Origin of the sequence: Mycobacterium paraseoulense (assembly GCF_010731655.1) — a bacterium.
In the GTDB taxonomy this organism is placed as follows: domain Bacteria; phylum Actinomycetota; class Actinomycetes; order Mycobacteriales; family Mycobacteriaceae; genus Mycobacterium; species Mycobacterium paraseoulense.
On the sequence record NZ_AP022619.1, the window covers coordinates 3,449,341 to 3,466,210 of the forward strand.

The 16,870-nt window shown below is 67.6% G+C and carries 17 protein-coding genes and 1 tRNA gene; 7 read left to right on the top strand and 11 right to left on the bottom strand.

Going from position 1 to position 16,870, the window contains the following annotated elements; translation table 11 throughout:
- Nucleotides 1-25 precede the first annotated feature (25 nt).
- Entirely contained in the window at nucleotides 26-745 is a 720-nt protein-coding gene (gene phoP, locus G6N51_RS15990) for a two-component system response regulator PhoP (RefSeq protein ID WP_067201572.1), read from the bottom strand.
- A gap of 154 nt (nucleotides 746-899) precedes the next feature.
- On the opposite strand from phoP, the gene G6N51_RS15995 reads away from it, so the two are divergent.
- From G6N51_RS15995 to G6N51_RS16005, 3 genes are all read left to right on the top strand, one after another.
- Entirely contained in the window at nucleotides 900-1,613 is a 714-nt protein-coding gene (locus G6N51_RS15995) for a hypothetical protein (protein ID WP_083167920.1), read from the top strand.
- Between the two features lie 28 nt (nucleotides 1,614-1,641).
- Nucleotides 1,642-1,713, top strand: a tRNA-Thr gene (locus G6N51_RS16000).
- A 329-nt stretch (nucleotides 1,714-2,042) separates the two neighbouring features.
- Nucleotides 2,043-2,837, top strand: coding sequence for a DUF4383 domain-containing protein (locus G6N51_RS16005; protein WP_264053736.1), 795 nt, complete (start codon nucleotides 2,043-2,045; stop codon nucleotides 2,835-2,837).
- Here G6N51_RS16005 and G6N51_RS16010 read toward each other — a convergent pair.
- Nucleotides 2,804-3,604 carry a DUF732 domain-containing protein gene (locus G6N51_RS16010; protein WP_083168652.1) on the bottom strand — a complete coding sequence of 267 codons (801 nt, stop codon included), beginning with the start codon at nucleotides 3,602-3,604 and terminating at the stop codon, nucleotides 2,804-2,806. The two genes, G6N51_RS16005 and G6N51_RS16010, sit on opposite strands and share 34 nt — an antisense overlap.
- A gap of 408 nt (nucleotides 3,605-4,012) precedes the next feature.
- On the opposite strand from G6N51_RS16010, the gene G6N51_RS16015 reads away from it, so the two are divergent.
- On the top strand, nucleotides 4,013-4,216 hold the full coding sequence (locus G6N51_RS16015; RefSeq protein ID WP_083167910.1) for a cold-shock protein: 204 nt from the start codon (nucleotides 4,013-4,015) through the stop codon (nucleotides 4,214-4,216).
- Nucleotides 4,217-5,475: 1,259 nt separating this feature from the next.
- Nucleotides 5,476-6,417 (top strand): lytic transglycosylase domain-containing protein, encoded by a 942-nt coding sequence (locus tag G6N51_RS16020; RefSeq protein ID WP_083168649.1) that lies wholly within the window; start codon nucleotides 5,476-5,478, stop codon nucleotides 6,415-6,417.
- Between the two features lie 59 nt (nucleotides 6,418-6,476).
- Here G6N51_RS16020 and G6N51_RS16025 read toward each other — a convergent pair whose 3' ends face one another.
- The 6 genes from G6N51_RS16025 to G6N51_RS16050 form a co-directional block, all read right to left on the bottom strand.
- Complete coding sequence (locus G6N51_RS16025) at nucleotides 6,477-7,256, bottom strand: enoyl-CoA hydratase (RefSeq protein WP_083167901.1); 780 nt, start codon at nucleotides 7,254-7,256, stop codon at nucleotides 6,477-6,479.
- Between the two features lie 7 nt (nucleotides 7,257-7,263).
- Nucleotides 7,264-7,503 (bottom strand): hypothetical protein, encoded by a 240-nt coding sequence (locus G6N51_RS16030; RefSeq protein WP_083167898.1) that lies wholly within the window; start codon nucleotides 7,501-7,503, stop codon nucleotides 7,264-7,266.
- 108 nt (nucleotides 7,504-7,611) lie between these two features.
- On the bottom strand, nucleotides 7,612-8,487 hold the full coding sequence (locus G6N51_RS16035; RefSeq protein ID WP_083167895.1) for an MAP_0585 family protein: 876 nt from the start codon (nucleotides 8,485-8,487) through the stop codon (nucleotides 7,612-7,614).
- Nucleotides 8,488-8,527: 40 nt separating this feature from the next.
- Nucleotides 8,528-8,989, bottom strand: a complete 462-nt coding sequence (locus G6N51_RS16040) for a lipoprotein LpqH (RefSeq protein ID WP_083167890.1) — start codon at nucleotides 8,987-8,989, stop codon at nucleotides 8,528-8,530.
- Between the two features lie 158 nt (nucleotides 8,990-9,147).
- The gene (locus G6N51_RS16045; RefSeq protein ID WP_083167885.1) at nucleotides 9,148-9,795 is read right to left on the bottom strand and encodes a chymotrypsin family serine protease; all 648 of its coding nucleotides are present in this window, start codon (nucleotides 9,793-9,795) and stop codon (nucleotides 9,148-9,150) included.
- Nucleotides 9,796-9,963: 168 nt separating this feature from the next.
- The gene (locus G6N51_RS16050) at nucleotides 9,964-10,830 is read right to left on the bottom strand and encodes an alpha/beta fold hydrolase (RefSeq protein WP_174814393.1); all 867 of its coding nucleotides are present in this window, start codon (nucleotides 10,828-10,830) and stop codon (nucleotides 9,964-9,966) included.
- A gap of 90 nt (nucleotides 10,831-10,920) precedes the next feature.
- On the opposite strand from G6N51_RS16050, the gene G6N51_RS16055 reads away from it, so the two are divergent.
- On the top strand, nucleotides 10,921-12,405 hold the full coding sequence (locus tag G6N51_RS16055) for an amidase (RefSeq protein ID WP_083168643.1): 1,485 nt from the start codon (nucleotides 10,921-10,923) through the stop codon (nucleotides 12,403-12,405).
- On the opposite strand, the gene G6N51_RS16060 is transcribed toward G6N51_RS16055, so the two are convergent.
- On the bottom strand, nucleotides 12,406-12,585 hold the full coding sequence (locus G6N51_RS16060) for a hypothetical protein (protein ID WP_083167881.1): 180 nt from the start codon (nucleotides 12,583-12,585) through the stop codon (nucleotides 12,406-12,408).
- Nucleotides 12,586-12,831: 246 nt separating this feature from the next.
- Entirely contained in the window at nucleotides 12,832-13,980 is a 1,149-nt protein-coding gene (locus G6N51_RS16065; protein WP_083167877.1) for a TDT family transporter, read from the bottom strand.
- Nucleotides 13,981-14,044: 64 nt separating this feature from the next.
- On the opposite strand from G6N51_RS16065, the gene G6N51_RS16070 reads away from it, so the two are divergent.
- The gene (locus G6N51_RS16070) at nucleotides 14,045-14,317 is read left to right on the top strand and encodes a hypothetical protein (protein WP_083167873.1); all 273 of its coding nucleotides are present in this window, start codon (nucleotides 14,045-14,047) and stop codon (nucleotides 14,315-14,317) included.
- A gap of 17 nt (nucleotides 14,318-14,334) precedes the next feature.
- Here G6N51_RS16070 and G6N51_RS16075 read toward each other — a convergent pair whose 3' ends face one another.
- The gene (locus tag G6N51_RS16075; protein ID WP_083168640.1) at nucleotides 14,335-16,755 is read right to left on the bottom strand and encodes a plasma-membrane proton-efflux P-type ATPase; all 2,421 of its coding nucleotides are present in this window, start codon (nucleotides 16,753-16,755) and stop codon (nucleotides 14,335-14,337) included.
- Nucleotides 16,756-16,870 lie beyond the last annotated feature (115 nt).

Genomic DNA, 16,870 nt, shown 5'->3' on the forward strand with positions numbered 1-16,870 from the left:
CTACCGCCGGTGACCGAGCGCGGGTTCAGCGCGGTTCCCGCAACACATAACCCACCCCCCGCAGGGTATGCAAGAGGCGCTTCTCGCCGGTGTCGATCTTGCGCCGCAGATACGACACATAGGACTCGACGACATTGACGTCACCTCCAAAGTCGTACCGCCACACGTGATCGAGAATCTTGGGCTTGCTCAACACCGTGCCCGCATTGATGACAAAGTAACGCAGCAGCGTGAATTCGGTGGGCGACAGGGAGACCGGTTCGCCGGCCTTCCACACCTCGTGGGTCTCCTCGTCGAGTTCGATGTCGGCGAACGTCAGCCGGGCACTGCGGGGCTCCGCTCCCCCCTTGCCGGCGCGCCGGAGGATGACCCGCAACCGGGCGACCACCTCTTCGAGGCTGAACGGCTTGGTCACGTAGTCGTCACCGCCGAGGGTCAGGCCGGCGATCTTGTCCTGCAACGAGTCCCGTGCCGTCAGGAACAACGCCGGGGCGTCGATGCCGTCGGCGCGCAGGCGCCGCAGCACGCCGAACCCGTCCATCCCGGGCATCATCACGTCGAGGATCACCGCGTCGGGACGGGCCTCGCGCGCCCGGTCCAGGGCTTGCGCTCCGTTGGTCGCGGTGTACACCTCGAACCCCTGGAACTTCAGGCTCACGGAAAGCAGTTCGACGATGTTGGCCTCGTCGTCGACCACCAGGACGCGCGCCTCCGGTTTCGTTTCGCTTGGCGTTGCCGCGGTCATCGGTTCTCCACCCTTAGTTGTACGTTAGCTATGTGAAGGCTGTGTGGTTGCTGAAAGCTCAGTGCCAACACTCTGATAGTAGTCTGCCAGGAATCCTCGCATCGCCTTGGACCTGCGGGTCTTGCCGCGGTCGCGTCGCGAATAAACTCGTGGGATGAACCTCGCCGCACGGATCGTCTCGGCCGCGACCGCCCCGGCCCGGGTGGGGCTCGCCGCAGCGGACGCCAGCCTGACCGTCGCCAGCGCGGCGGTGGGTGTGGCGAAACGGGCCCTGGGTGATGGCGGTACTTCCGGGACGGCCATGACGTCCATGCTCGGAATCGACGACGCGATCGTGCGGGCGAACCGGCTCGCCCGGCTGCTGGACGACGACGCGCCACTCGGGCGGGCGGTGGCGCCCGACGGGCCGATCGACCGGCTGCTGCGCCCGGGCGGCGTCGTCGACATGTTGACGTCGGACGGCGGTCTGCTGGACCGCCTGACCGCGGAGGGCGGGGGTCTGCACCGCACGCTGCAGCCCGGCGGCCTGGCCGATCAGCTTGTCTCCGAGGACGGGTTGATCGAGCGGCTGCTGGCCGAGGACGGGCTGGCGGATCGGCTGCTGGCCGAGGGCGGCCTGGTCGACAAGCTGACAGCCCGGAACGGGCCGCTGGACCAGTTCGCCGACGTCGCCGACACCCTGGCGCGGCTCACGCCCGGGATGGAAGCGCTGGAGCCCGCGATCGCCACGCTGCAGGACGCCGTCGTCGCGCTCACCATGGTGGTCAACCCACTCAGCAACATCGCCGACCGCATCCCGCTGCCGGGCCGCCGCCGCCCCTCGTCGCGGGCGGTGCGATCAACGCGCGTGATCGAAACGGGCGACTGACCGATTACGCTTGACCCGGTTTGACCCCGCCTCCTTAGCTCAGTGGTAGAGCACTCGCCTTGTAAGCGAGCGGTCGTCAGTTCAATCCTGACAGGGGGCTCCGCTGGTTTTGGTTTCGCCACATAAACGCCGGTGGAAGTGTCTGTGCTACCGGCTGATGGTGCGCCTCCGGTGACCGCATCTTGAACGCGTCGGCCGGTGCCACAGGACGGGCCTCGTCCGGATCCAAGGGGTCACGCGGCCTAGGTCAGCCGTCGGCAAATACTTCCGAGTATTCGTGGCCGAAGTGGGTAGCCGACGTCGCAAGACTTGCTGTTCGGGCTGGAGGTGGCGATGCCGGTTACGGCGGGGCCTGTGCCCGGGTTGACGTCCGGTTTGCGCAGGGTCCGGATGGACCCGGGGCGTTTCCGCAGCGGGCGTTAGCTGCTGTTGGCCGAGGGCGTCCTGGTGAGCGCATTCGGCATTGCGGGGCTGGTTTCGGCCGTCCTGCACCCGCATGCCGGGCCCACCGGCGCCCCGGTTCTCGGCCTGACATCGGCTCCGGCGCACAGCGCAATAGTGCTGGCGCTGGGTGTGGCGGCCATCGCGGCCGTCGGCCATCGCCGCGCGGCAGTGACTGTCACCGCGCTGAGTGCGGTGGCCTACACGATGTTGTTGTTTTTCAGCAGTGTCGCGACCGCGCGCACGACGCCGACGCCCTTGGGATTCCACGCGGCTGACATCGTCCTCCACGGTTTGCTGGCGGTGGTCAATTTCGCGCTGCTGATGTGGCTGATTCCCGACGAGCTGGGAGACGAGGCTTGGGTGCCGCGACAGGGCCGCGACCGCGACCCGCACCAGCGCCCACCCTCCGAAGCGGTCCCCGGGCCGGCGGCCGCATACCCGGGCGTCGCTTCGCCGACGGAGCCGGGATCACCACCCGCGGGACCAGCCGCGGGCGCACCCGAGGCGGGACCCGCCCCGTCGGTCGACGTCCGGCAGCCACCGCACGCTCTTCGCGAGCAGTCGAGGAGCCAACACACCAACAAGCCTTCGGCCCCCACCGTCGAGACCTCACCACGGTTGGATCACTACGCCGAGCGGGCGACAGATGGGGTGTTGTCGCGCGGTGTCGCGCTCGCGGTCGTGGCGGCCCTGACAGCCGTCGTCGGCATCGTCATCTGGGCACGCCGCCGCTCAAACGCGGCGAGCTACCTGCTCGACGACGGCCCCGGCAAGGGATGACCTGGGACGCCGTCCAGGTCTCCCTGGATGCCTTGCAGGTCCCCTTGGATGCCCTGCAGCTTCCCCTCGATGGCCTGCAGATCGGAGAGAGCGCTCTGATAGGCCGGCGACAGCTGGTCCGGGGTGGTCGGCTGGGACTGAGGGCAGTACGCGACGATGGCGCCCGCCGTGACTTGCGCGCTTTGATCGGCGTCCCATACCGACGATCGCTGCACGAACGCGACCGCGTCAGCGAAATTGGGTTGGTGCGCCAGGAAGTCGCAGACTGCATGCCCCTGGGCCATCACGTAATCCTGGCTGGGAACCGGTACGCCTTCGTGCTTCAACGTGGCGATAAGCGCCGCGTCGGCGATGTCAATGCGCGGCGCGGGTGCTTTCGGCGCAATCCGATGGGGCGGCGGGGCCGACGGCGGCGTCTGCGCCGGCTGCGCCGATGAATCCCGGTGGTGGACCGCAAACATCACCACCACCGCGGCGACGACGGCTACCAGCGACAGCGGCAACGCCGCGAGAAGGGTCAAGCGCCTCGGCGCGCCCTTGCGACGGCGACGCGCAGTGCCGATGCTGTGGGCCCGGCTGCCGGCGACAACTCGGGCTTGGCTGCTATTCGCCGCCGGGGTGGGAGGCACCCCCGCGCTGTGGGCGAGGAGTTCGTCGAGCAGTTCGTCGACCTCTCGAGACGACGGCTGGCCGCCGTGCTCCCGGGCCGATCGGCGACCCAGAGCGATGCGCCGCAATTCTGAATCGATCGTCTCGCGGTCGCGCATATCAACCAGTTTGAGCGTGTCCAGGCGTTGTGACAAGCCCCGAGAACAGCCGGGGACCCCCGGTCGATACCGCGCACCGGACCGTGGCGTTCCCCCTGGCCACACAGGGTTCTGACGCTGCCGCGGATCGTCCGGAACGCACGCGGACATCGCCCGGTCCACCCTGTTGCCAAGCGGTCGTCAGTCGACGCTCACAGCGGCTCCGCCGCCGAACGCCGAGGCCTCGGATCCATCGAATGTTGCCCTCTAGCAAGGGCATTGGAGACTTCCGACCCGATGGATCGCCATCCGGCGATGGCTGCGTGAAAAGTATTCTGGTGCAGTCGATTAGCGTTTCAACACACCGCACGTGCTACGCTGATCGGGGATGCCCGTCGGCATCCGTTCAAAATGAGAGAAGTTGAAGGTATGACACAGGGAACTGTGAAATGGTTTAACAGCGAAAAAGGCTTCGGTTTTATCGCTCCGGACGGCGGCGCAGCAGATGTGTTCGTCCACTACTCGGAAATCCAGGGCAACGGCTACAAGTCGCTCGAGGAGAACCAACGAGTGGAGTTCAGTGTCGAGCAGGGGACCAAGGGTCCGCAGGCAGTCGGAGTGACTGCCGTCTAAATCGAGTTCTACCCTATGTGGGCTGGTGGGAGGCTTCCCGCCAGCCCACAGCACTTTGCGGGCCCCCGGCCCACTTCTGCGGTGAACACCTCGCGCCGGCCGCGCCGCGCAGCGAATCCGGAGGCGCGGTTTCTGGGGGCATATCATCGCCAGCCGCACGGCGCGACGCGTTCTCCGACGCCGGCGTGTAGATTGGTGGGAGCAGTTCGCATTATTACTGCCCCTAGCCACTTTCTTGTGCAGATGAGCGCATCTAGGAAATCGATCGCCTTCGCTCCAGGCACCCGTTTGGGCCGAAGCCAAACCAACTTGAGGATCCCGCTTCATGACATCATCCGACTTGTTCTCCCATCGCTCCGAGCCCGAGGTCGTCTCACCCGCCGCTTGCAATGGGGAACCGGTGCAACTTCCGACCTTCTCCGACCGGCCCAATAGCGATTCCGCCGCGACGAAGCGCTCGTAGCCGGGGCGCGACGCCGCGCTGCACCCGTGGGCCTCGCGGGGAGATCCCTATGGCCTATTCGGTCGGCGGCGAAGCTGGGCCGGGCGGCGGCCCATCCGGCGGCGGCCCATCCGGCGGCGGCGGCCCATCCGGCGGCGGTGGAGGAACCGGCGATCGGTGCGTGCAGTCGGGCACGAAGATCAATACGCCCCCGACCATCGTCCAGCCAATGGCACACCCGGGCGGCAGCAAAGGACGGGTCTGCGGTCCCGCGACCAGCGCCGTCACCATCGCGGCCGCGACAGCCGCAGGCGCAAGCCGGCCCAGTAATTTTGCGGCTGCCCGGCCCGGAGTTCGGCGGATGCCGGCTCGTCTCGCCGTTGATTCAGCCGTGGCATCGGGCATATAACTGTTCCGCTCTGCTGGGACGCTGATCCCCCAGTCTGAGATGGACCGCGGCCAGCCGCAACTCGAAGGCATCCGCAGCTCAACGTTCTACCGGCACTCGCGCCACCCGGCGCTCAAATCGGTCAACGGGGAACCGACACAGAAGTCAGCTCCGCGGCCAAATGCAAAACGGCCTAGGGGTTTTCGGTGAATGTCGAACTATCCGGCTCCTCGAAGTCACGTTCAACGCGGTCGTGGTCGACGGAGGCCTGTCCTACGAGCGACAGCTGAGCATCGACACGCCCGCTCCCGCCCGCTGTTGGGCGCCCGGTCAGCCGCATTGATGTCAGACGGGTCGATGCGCAAGACTGTCCACGGAATCGACGGAAGTGATCCCGTGAGCCGTGAGCGCGTCGTGAGTATCCGGATAATGCGGCGCACCGCGCCGATGATGCTCGGCGCGGTCGTTTTCGCACTTGTCGGCTGCTCGGCGTCGACGGCGAAGCCCATCGCAGGGTCAGTTGCTTCGCAAGCATCGACTGCGGTCGCCACCCCGCTCGTGTCGAGAACGGTTGCCGAAGCACCGAATCCGCCCCTTGGCGCGCAGCCCCAACTGGCGGCAGATCCGGCGCAAGTGGCCGACGACCTCGTCGCCGACGAGCGGGCGTTGCGTGACCCGTCGACGACCGAGCCGGCTCTGGTGGCGGCGGCGCGCCGCGAGCAGGCCGCGTACCGGGCCATCGGGCGACACCCCGAATGGGATTCGATCACCGCGCCGCGCATCCCGCCCGAATTGGTCGACCTCTACGACCGCAACCTCGATGCCCGTCGCCAGCTCCAGGCGATGACACCCGCGAAAGACACGCTGCCCGCGTGGCGGATCGAACCCCCGGTGCCCGCCGACGAGCTGATGAGCGACTACCACGCGGCCGAAGCGGAGACCGGTGTCGGCTGGAACTATCTGGCCGCGATCAACTTCGTCGAGACCCGCTTCGGCAGCATCAACGGCGTCAGTACGGCCGGCGCGCAAGGACCCATGCAGTTCCTGCCGTCGACGTTCGCCACCTATGGACAGGGCGGCGAGATCACCTCACCCCGCGACAGCATCATGGCGGCGGCCCGCTTCCTCGCCGCCAACGGATTCGCCAACGACCCCGATCGCGCCGTCTACGGCTACAACCATGCGCACCAATACGTCCGGGCGGTCGACCAATACGCCGCGCTGATCGCGGCCGATCCGGCGGTGTTCCCCACCTACTACCGGTGGGACGTCTATTACGTCACCACCGCGGGTGACGTCCTGCTCCCCATCGGTTACGCGGCGCCGGCCCCGATCCCCGTCGCGGACTACCTCGCCACCCACCCGCAGTAGGGACCATGCGTACGGCCGAAACTTCGGCGCAGCAAGGGATTTCGTGCGCGTCTTACCGTCTACGGCCGCTGCGTCTTGCGCGCGAGGAACGCTCGCATGTGCTGTTGGGGTTCTCCGGTCAAGAACGCCAGACCGAACTGCTCGATACTGTCCTCGATCGCCCCGTGAACCGTCATGTCGAACCACTTGTTGAGCAGGCGCTTTTGTTGCCGGACCGCGTGCGGGCCGAATCCGGCGAGCTTCGACGCGAGGTCGGCGATGCGAGAATCGAGGGCGTCGGCGGCCACCACCTCATGCACCAAACCCCACGTGACGGCCGTGCCCGCGTCAATCGTCTCGCCCGTCAGCAGGAGCCAGGCCGCGTGCGATGCGCCGATCAGCGCGGGCATCAAGGCCGAATGGATCACCGAGGGGATTCCGACCGCCACTTCCGGCATGCCGAATGTGGCGCCGGATTCGGCGATCCGCAGATCGCAGCACATCGCGACCTCGAGCCCGCCGCCGAGGCAGTACCCGGCCAGCCGGGCGATGACGGGGACGGGACATTCGCGGATCGCCTCACACAGGCCCGCGAGCCGACGGATGAACGCCTCGGCGCTAAAACGGTCCAGGGTGACCATCTCGTTGATATCGGCGCCACCGATGAACGCCGCTTCCCCCGCCCCGCGCAACACGACCACCCGGACGTCACCATCGTGACCGACGGCGCGGACCGCCTGTGTCAGTTCCGCTACGGCGCTCGTGCCGACGATGTTGAGCCGTTTCGAATTGGTCAGCTCGATGGTGAGTACGCCACCGTCGCGACCGACCCGGGTGAACCGCTTCTCCATCGCGTTCATCCGGCCTTCAGAGGTACTTCAGGGCGATGTCTTGCAGATGAGCGCGCATCTCTTGGCCGGTCGCCTTCTCCAGCTTGATCCCCAACTCGCCCGCGAGATTGACGAAGCCCATCAACAGCATGATTTCCCCGTCGGGCTCGTTGGTGACGTTTTCGACCAGGCGGCTCCACGCGAATTCATTGCCGCTGTCCGACGTCCAAGCCGTCATGACGTCGATGGCGCGGCGAACGTTTTCTCGCACATCCATTCCCGGAGCCTGCCACGACGACCCGGCTGCCGCCCGCCAACGCGCGCACCGGCCGTAACGGCTGCGCCCGTTGGCGGCTCGGTTCGGCGGCCTGCCCGGGCCGCAGCGTCAGTACAGCGGAACCCAGACCCCCATGTACCAGAAGCCCCATCCGCCGAACTGCCAGTTGAACACGGGGATGGCGGTGTAGGAGTCGTACTGGAACGGCCCGAAATCGACCTGGGCGACGGCGATGTCACGCTGGGGCCCGGACCACGGGCGGTTCCACCCGCCAGGAGGCGGCGGGCCGTCCCAGCCCCCTGGGGGCGGCGCACCCACCCAGTGTGGCGGCGGGTGGCCGGGAGCCGGGCCGTCGTTCCAGCCGTGGCCCCGCGGGGGCGGCGGCGGCGGCGCGCCGTGGTCCACCACGCTGAATCCGGCCCGCGCATCCCCGGGCCCGCCCACCTGGGCGTTCCCACTCACGTAGGTCCCGCGCGGGACGTAGGGCTGGTGCGGGGGCTGGGTGCTCGGCGGGTTGAGTGCCTGCCTGCCCTGCTGCGGCGGCGGGGGGTTGTGTTCGCTCGCGGGCGCGTTGGATTGGCCGCCCGGCGGATTCTGCCCGTGATCGTTCGGCGGGTTGTTCGGCTGGTCGTTGGGGCCGCCCTGCGGCGGGTACTGCCCGTGCTCATTGGGCGCCGGAGTGTTCTGCCCACCCTGCGGTGGGTTGTTCTGCCCACCCTGCGGTGGGTTGTTCTGCCCATGTCCGCCCTGAGGCGGATTGCTCTGCCCGCCCGGCGCGCCGCCGGGTCCGCTCTGCTGGCCGCCCGGTCCGCTCTGCTGGCCGCCGGCACCACCGGGATTGCCCCCGCCACCGCCACCTCCGTGGCAGTTCGGGCACGGCGGCGGCGGGTCGAGCGGAGCGGCGAACGCCGAACCCGCGTTCAACGTGACCGCGGACATGCTCAGGCCAGCCGCGACCGCCGCCGCGCTGACGATACGTTTCATAGACATAGCTGCGTCCCCTCTTGGGTGTAGGTCGCCCGCGCTACGGGCAGGTCACGTCCAACTCGAATGGCTTCGTCACCTGCTGCGGTTGCTGCGGGTTGCTCATGTCGAGCCCGGTCGCCGTGCCCTTGATCGCGTAGGTCTTGCCGTTCACCGCGGCTCCGGCGTTGCCGCCTTGATTGGGAGCGGCGTCGGAAAACCCGAGCGTGATGCCGTTGACGCTGCCGAGTCCGACCGAATGAACGATGGGCGGGTTGGCATTACTGACCACGGCGCCGACCCCGGCGGTCGGGTCACCGATGCCGATATTGGTGTTGTCACCCGCCGGCGTGCACGTCACCTGACCGCTCACGTTCTGCGCCTGTCCGTCGACGATGACCTGCGGGCCGGCGGCGGACGGTGATGAACCCGATGAGGTGTTTGATTTGTTGTCCGAACAGCCGGCGCACGCCGCGGCCACTACGGCCACGCCCGCCACGCTGACGACGATCCCACGCTTCACTACTGCTCTCCTTGGTGTCGCTGGTGTCGCATTACCTATCCCATTGGCCTCGTCAAGGCGGCGAGACCTCGCCGATACTGCGGCACGGACGCCCGCAATGCCGCGGGGCGGGATACCCGCTACCCGTGAAGGACAAACCCGTTGCACGGCGCCGCATGTCACGGCAAGACGCGCAACCCCCACCTGCCCAGCAGCGGGTCGACGAGCACGAAGTCGGTGGTGTTGTCGTCGCCGTCGGGTGACGACATCAACAAACCCACCGCGCTCGCGGTGCCGTCGGCGTTCTTCACGAAGCCAGGACTGCCGCTGTCCCCGTTGAGGCTGAACACGCTGGCGGTGACGACGCCGCCTTCTACGTGTTTGACGAACCCACAGGTTTCGCCGGTGACCGCACCTATCTTGCAGAACGGCATGCCCTCCCGAATTTGGTCGCCGTTCAACACATCCCGGACCACATACCTGCCCCCGACATCACCTACCGGGGCGCCGACGCTCGAATCGAGGTGGATGATCGCCGCGTCCCTCGCGTCGCCCTCCTGCTCGCTGGCGCTGATCCTCCCGAGCGGTACGTCGTTCCCGTACGTCCACAGCGAACCGTCGTGGGCGTCGCAGTGGCCGCTGGTCATCAGGTAATAGCTGCCATCATTGCCCTGGGCTGCGAAACCCGCTGTGCACGAGCTATTTTCACCCTCGACCTTCATGCCCGGCGTCACACCCGGGGCCGCCCACACGGGGTTCGCCAGCGTCGACGCGGCGACGACCACAGCACCGACCAGGCCCAATCCTCGCAACCACCGCATGGCCACGCCACCTCTCTTGATGTATCGGGCAGCATGCTAACAGCGCGAGCGAGTTTCGGCCGCGTGGGCGTCGAGAAGGCGTCCGCCCGCCTCGAGCAACCGAATTGACGTGAGCGACAGAATATTTAGCGAAGACCCCGGCACACAGCAGCTTTCGCCTCAGCGTGGGAATGATCAGTCGCCGACATGCCGGGCAAGAAAACTCAGCACCGAATCGGCGAAGATGTCGTTGCGATCGCCGGCGACCATGTGCCCCGCACCTCGGACATCGGCGAACTCGACCTGGGGGAAGCGCGCCAGGAATTCGTCGGCGCGCTCCTGGCTGACGAGGTCGCTCATCTGGCCCCGAACCAACAGCATCGGCACGCCCCCGCACAGGATCGTGTCGACGGCCGCGTGCATGCGGTCGGGGTCCGTGACCTCGAAGGGGGGAAACGCTGCGGTTCCGCTGATGAACTGGGGATCCCAGTGCCAGTACCAGCGGTCGCCGCGGCGACGCAGATTCGTGGTCAGCCCGTCCAGGTCGGTAGGTCGCGGCCGGTGCGGGTTGTACTCGGCGATCGCGTCAGCGACCTCGTCGAGTGTGGCGAACCCCGATTCCACCCGCTCGGACATGAACGCGTGTATCCGGTTCGCCCCGGACTGGTCCATGTTGGGCACGATGTCGACCAACACGACCGCGCTGGCGATACCCGGCGAAAGCTCACCCGCGAGCAGCATCGAGGTGAACCCGCCCAACGAGGCGCCGACCAGCACCGGCTGCGGGGGGAGAGTGCCCAGGACTTCCTGGACGTCGCGGGCGAAGCTGACGACGCGGTAGTCGCCCTCGTCGGACCAATCGGATTCGCCGTGGCCCCGCAGATCGACCGTGACGGCTTGCCAGCCACGCTGGGCGACGGCGGCGGCCGCCTTGCCCCACGAGCGGCGCGTCTGACCGCCACCGTGCAGGAACACCACGGCCCGCGCCTGAGGATCGCCCAGCCGGTCGGCGACGATGCGCACGCCACCGGGCCCCTGAATCGAAAACGGTTCAACTGCCATGGGCACCAGCTGATACTAAGCCGCTCCGGCGCCGACCCGGCGTCAGAGCGCCTCAAATACGATGCAGCGAAGCGTCCCGAGGAGAAACCGATGCAGCTTGCCGAATACATGTCCTTGGATGCGACCGGGCTGGCCGAACTGGTCGAGCGCAAGCAGGTGACGCCGTCCGAACTTCTCGCATTGGCGCGGCAGCGAGCGGACGCAGTCAATCCGCGGCTGAACGCGATCGTCCGCAACCTCGGCGATGTGGCGGACAGGCAGGCCGCCGACCCCACCCTGTGCGGACCGTTTGCCGGTGTGCCCTTCGTGATCAAAGACCTTGCACAGGAGTATCGCGGTTTTCCGACATCGAGTGGCTCCCGGTCGCTGGCCAACGACGTGGCCGACCGGCACGCGCTGGTGACGCAACGGTTCTTGGACGCGGGACTGGTGATCTTCGCCATGACGAACACCCCCGAGTTCGGGGCGAAGGGCGTGACGGAATCGGATTACTGGGGGCCGGCGCGCAACCCGTGGAACACCGCGCACACCCCCGGCGGCTCATCGGGTGGGTCCGGAGCGGCGGTCGCGGCCGGGATAGTCCCGGCAGCCGGGGCAAACGACGGCGGCGGATCGATCCGCATCCCGGCCGCGTGCAACGGACTCGTCGGCCTCAAGCTCAGCCGGGGGCTGTCGCCCTACGGCCCGCAGACCGGGGAGCCGATGTTCGGGATGGTGACCCAGGGCGTCGTGTCTCGCACCGTCCGCGACAGCGCAGCGCTCTGCGACGCGCTCATCGGGCGCGATACGCACGCTGCGTACGAAGTCGCCTTGCCCCGAGGCACTTTCGCCGACCACATCACGCGTCCTCCGGGCACGCTGCGGATCGGGTACTCGTGGTCTTCGGCGATCACCCCGCATCCCGACCGGGAGGCCGTCGCCGCGGTCGAACGGGCGGTGGCGCTGCTGCACGATCTGGGGCACCGGGTCGAAGAGGTTCCGCCGCCGTACGACGACGCCGCCCTGGCGCGCGACTTTCTCACCATCTGGTTCGCCCAGCTCTACCAGCACGTCGCCGACGCCAGACAACGCACCGGCGCGGGCGACCGTGATTTCGAGGCCGACACCTTGGCGGTCAGCGAACTCGCCCGGTCCGCCGGCGTCCTGGCGCCGCTCATTGCGTTGGAGAACAGGAACATTCACATCCGATCGCTGGCGGCGTTCCACGAGACCTTCGATTGCTTGCTGACCCCCAGCCTGGCCACCCCGCCCTTGCGCGTAGGGGTTACGGCCACGCCGCGCCCCCTACAACAGGTGGCCCGCATCGCCAGCAAGCTGCGAGCGGGAAAAGTCATGGCGCTCAGCGGGATTCTCGACCAACTGGTTCAGGAGAGCCTGGGCTGGGTGCCCTACACGCAACTCGCCAACATCACTGGCCGCCCCGCGATCAGCGTGCCCGTCCACTGGACCGCCGCCGGTCTTCCCCTCGGAGTTCAATTCGTGGGACGGCTGGGCGCCGACGGTGACCTGCTCCAGCTGGCAGCCCAGCTCGAAGAAGCCGACCCGTGGGCCCACCGGTATCCGGCACCCGCGTGACTATCCAGAGGTGCCCGGCTTGTCCTCCGCCGGGCGGCCGCCTCGCCACAGCTTCGCAAACCATTGGGCGACATCGCCGAGCCGGTTCCCCGCTCGTTGGGAAGCGTTGATCCTGCCGAGAGTCTGTTTTCCCTCCACGGCGTAGTCGTTGACCGTTTCGTCGCCTTCCTCAGCGCGCATCCTCAACCTCCAGTCCCTATCGAGCTGTTGTCCGACGGTTCGGACGGAGTCAACCGCTCCGGCGGCTCCGCCGGTGTGAGTCGTTCGGGTGTCTCGTTCGGCGTCAGCCGCTCGGGCGTCTCGGGCGGAGTGCCCCGCTGCGGCGGCTCGCTGGTGTCCATCATCTGGCCCTTCGATCGGCTCAGGGTTGCCTACCCACCGACCCCGGGGAGCGAAACGCGGGCGGCGTTGAACGGCCGCCGCCGCTCAGGACACCGGTTCCTTACTGGCCCTGATCGGCGTGCTGCTCGGCGGCAGCTTGAGCAGGTTGCCGCGCAGGCTGCCCCGCGCGGTGCGCGCGGCGACCAGCACCCAGGTGAACAGCAGCCCGGCGTATGCGACGGCCGCGGCCACCCGGAACGCCGGCAGATGGGTATGGCCGGCGAGCTGGGAGGTGCCCGTGACGAAGGTTCCGACCGGGAAGGTCAGGCTCCACCACGTCAGCGCGAACGGCATGCCGCGCCGCAGCGTGCGCACGGTCAGCGCGGTGGCCAGCGCGATCCACAACACGGCGAAACCCCACACCGGAACGCCGTACAAGATCGCGAAGGCGTCCATGTCCTCGGCCAGCTCGGGGTCGACGGACATCCCCGCGCTCGACCCCAAAAGCCCTGCGGCGGTAATGGATTGGCCGAGCGGACCCAAGACGATCCACAGCGTCGGCACGCGCGCGGAACCCGACGTGCCATAGAGGGTCAACCGCGCCCAAATCATCGCGATGATGTTCAGGGAAGCCAGCAACGACAGTCCGAACATCGCGTAGCAGCCGAAGAGCATGGATTCGCGCCCGGTTCCCGCCGGCATGTGCGGCAGCAGCAGCGCACCGGTGGCCGCGCTCACCATGGGCGGAACCACTGGCATCAGCCAGCCACCGAAGGCCGCGTCGGGCTCGACGTTGTGCTGGGTGAACATCAAGAACGGAATGCTCACCGCGGTGAACAGACCGCCCAGCGTCCCCCCGGTCCACAGCACCCAATCCAGGTCGATCGCGATGCGCTCGCCGATCAGATCCCTGCCGACCAGCACCGCACCCCCACCGACCGTCATCAACGCCATCGGCGCGGCGCCGTAGAAGTGCGCCATCTGCGGATTGCGCGCGTGCGTGCGTGCCACCGTGGGATGGCGCATCCAGTGCCCCCCGACCAGGACGATCAGCGCCGCGAGCAGGACGGCGGCGATCACCCATACCACCTGGGCGAATGCGCGCAGCCCCACCACGTGCACGGGCAGGGTGGCGCCGGCGATGGCCACGATCCCGGTGCCCATCACCGAGGCGAACCAGTTGGGCCCGATATTGCCCAGTACCTCGACCCGGGTCTGCGGCGACGGTGCGCCGTCCGGGTTTGCAGTGGCCATAGCTGCAAAACCCTACTGCGCCGCGGCCGGATCGGGCGGCAATGCCGCTTACACTCCAACGGTGATGCATCCGACGCCGACGACGAGGCGGGCATTCAGCAGGGTTCCGCTCATGATCGGGATCGTCGTGGCGGTGGCGCTGGCCGTTCTCGCCATACCCGTCAAGCAACGCTGCGGGGCGCCGGGCTTGTCGTGCGCGACGGCCGTGGACCGACAGGGCAACGTTCACTACTACTACGAGGTCGAGCCGCTCGGTGTCTACCTCGCCGAAGTAATCACCGGCTCGAACATCACCGTGTTCTACGAGTCGGGCGAAGACCTCGTCAAAGCCCGATAGCGCCATAAGACCCGAAGTTACTGCGGCACAGTAGGTCTGCCGTACCAAGCCGGAGCCGTCCGGCGATCGAGCCAATGGTTGACCGCAAGCTTGACACGATCCTCAACGAGGAACCAGAACAGGGCATAAGCCCACACCACTGCGGCCCAGCCCCAACCCAACGGCGTCATCAGCAGCCCATAGACGGCGATGATGGTCGCGATCGCTTGTGTCCCAATCACCGCGGCCAACAGGATGCCGGCCGGGCGCGGCCGCGACCAAAACGGTCCGTGCGTCCGGGTGACGAAGACGGTCAGATGCCCGGATACCGATAACTTGAGGTAGATCAGCGTGCGGATCACCGCGTGAGGCATGGCAAAAAGCTCGTCGGCGACCACGAACATCAAAAAGGTCTCGGCGACCCCCAGCACGCCCAACGTGGTGGCGATGGTCAGCACACTTCGCATGTCCCACGCCGCCGGCTTGGCCGACCCACGAACATGGTCGTAAGCGATGGCCAGGATCGCGCCGTCGTTGAGCAGCGCCAGCATCACGATCATCACCGCCGTCACCGGGAAGAAGTTCAAGGCCACGATCGACAGGCTGATCAACAGCAGCACGCGAATGGTTTCGGTGATGCGGTAGGTGGCGTAGCTGGTCATCCTGGCGAAGATTTCCCGGGCCTGCCGGATCGCGGCCACGATCACCGACAGCCCCGAGGCCATCAGGACCACGTCGGCTGCGGCGCGGGCGGCGTCGGTGGCTCCGGCGACCGCGATGCCGGCATCGGCCTGTTTGAGCGCCGGGGCATCGTTGACGCCGTCACCGGTCATGCCCACGATGTGGCCCCTCGCCTGCAACATGCGCACGATGCGGTATTTGTGTTCGGGAAACACCTGCGCGAACCCGTCGGTGGCTTCGACGCGGGCTCCCAATTCAGCGTCGTCGGTCGCGGCGTCCAGGATGGCTGCGTCGAAGATGTTGTCTCCCAGACCGACCCGGTGCGCGATTTCGCGTCCGATGGCGACCTGATCGCCCGTGACCATCTTGACCTCCACGCCGAGAGCCCGGGCCGCGGCGATGGTGGCGGCGGAGTCCTCGCGGGGCGGGTCGGCCAGTCCCAACACGCCGACGAGCCGCCATGCCCCCTCACCCTCGGTTCGGGCGACGCCGAGTGAACGGAAACCATGTCCGGCGAATCCATCGACAACCGCGGCGATCTGATCCGTGGCGCCGACGTCGCCACAAAGGGCGGCAATCACCTGCGGCGCGCCTTTGGTGACCCGGAATCGGCGCCCATCAGCGTCGCGCACGAGCGCCTCGGCGCGTTTGCTGACCGGATCGAACGGGATGAACCGTTCGATGCTCGCCTCGGGCAACTCGGGGGCGGCGCCAAGCACCGCGAGGTCGATGGGGTCGTTGTCCTCCTCGCGCGAGGCCAGGGCGGCGACCAAGAGCAAATCGTGATCCCCGACGTCCGGGGCCGTCCACGTTGCGGCCAGCGCGAGACGATTCTGGGTCAGCGTGCCGGTCTTGTCTGAACACAACAAATCCATCCCGCCGAGTTCTTCGACGGCGGGCAAGTGGCTGACCACGGCCTGCTGATGTGCCAGCTTGCGCGCGCCGACGGCCATCGTCACCGACAACACCGCGGGCAGTGCGACCGGGACCGACGCGATCGTGACGACCAGCGCAAATTCCAGGGTCTGCAACACCGCATTGCCGCGCACCAGCGACACCACCACCGTCAGCGTCACAAGCGCCGCCGCGAGCAGGATCAAGGCATTTCCGATCCGCAGCACCGCGCGCTGGAAATGGCTGACCGCGCCGGCGGTCTCCACCAGTGCCGCGGTGCGTCCGAAATACGACGACGCCCCCGTCGCGAATACCAGCGCGTTGGCCTCGCCGCGCACCAATACAGATCCCGAATAGAGCACCTCGCCGCGGCCTCGGGAGACCGCGAGCGATTCGCCCGTCATCGCCGACTGATCGACTTCGAGCGTCACGTCGTCCAGTACGCGTAAATCGGCGGGCACGACGTCGCCCAGCCGGATCCGCACCACGTCGCCAGGCACCAGGTCGCGAGTCGCCACGGTCGCCCACGTGCCGTCACGCAACACCCGCGTCGAGGACACCAAGCGCTGCTTGAGCGCGGCGATCGCGCTGGCAGCCTGACGCTCCTCGGTGAAGGCCACCAGGCCGTTCATCAGCAACAGGACACCGATGATGACGCTGTCCGTCCAGTGCCGGGCCGCGATCGACAGCACCAGGGCGGCCTCGATCATCCACGGGATCGGCGCCCAGAAGTACCCCAGAAAGGTCAGCAAGGGATTTCGTCGCCGCTCGGCGATCTCATTGAGGCCGTGGCGCTGCAGCCGCGAGCGCGCCTCGGCCGACGTCAACCCCTGCGCCGTGGTATCGAGCTCGGTCAACAACTGCTGGAGCGGCGTCGACGCCATCTGATCGCTGGTCCGCACAGCTACCCTCCGATAAGTCCCACCCGCCCCCGGCAAACGACGGCGGCCGCCGGGCGTTGAAGCTTTGTGCCTACTGTTCCAAGGGCCCCGCGCAGCG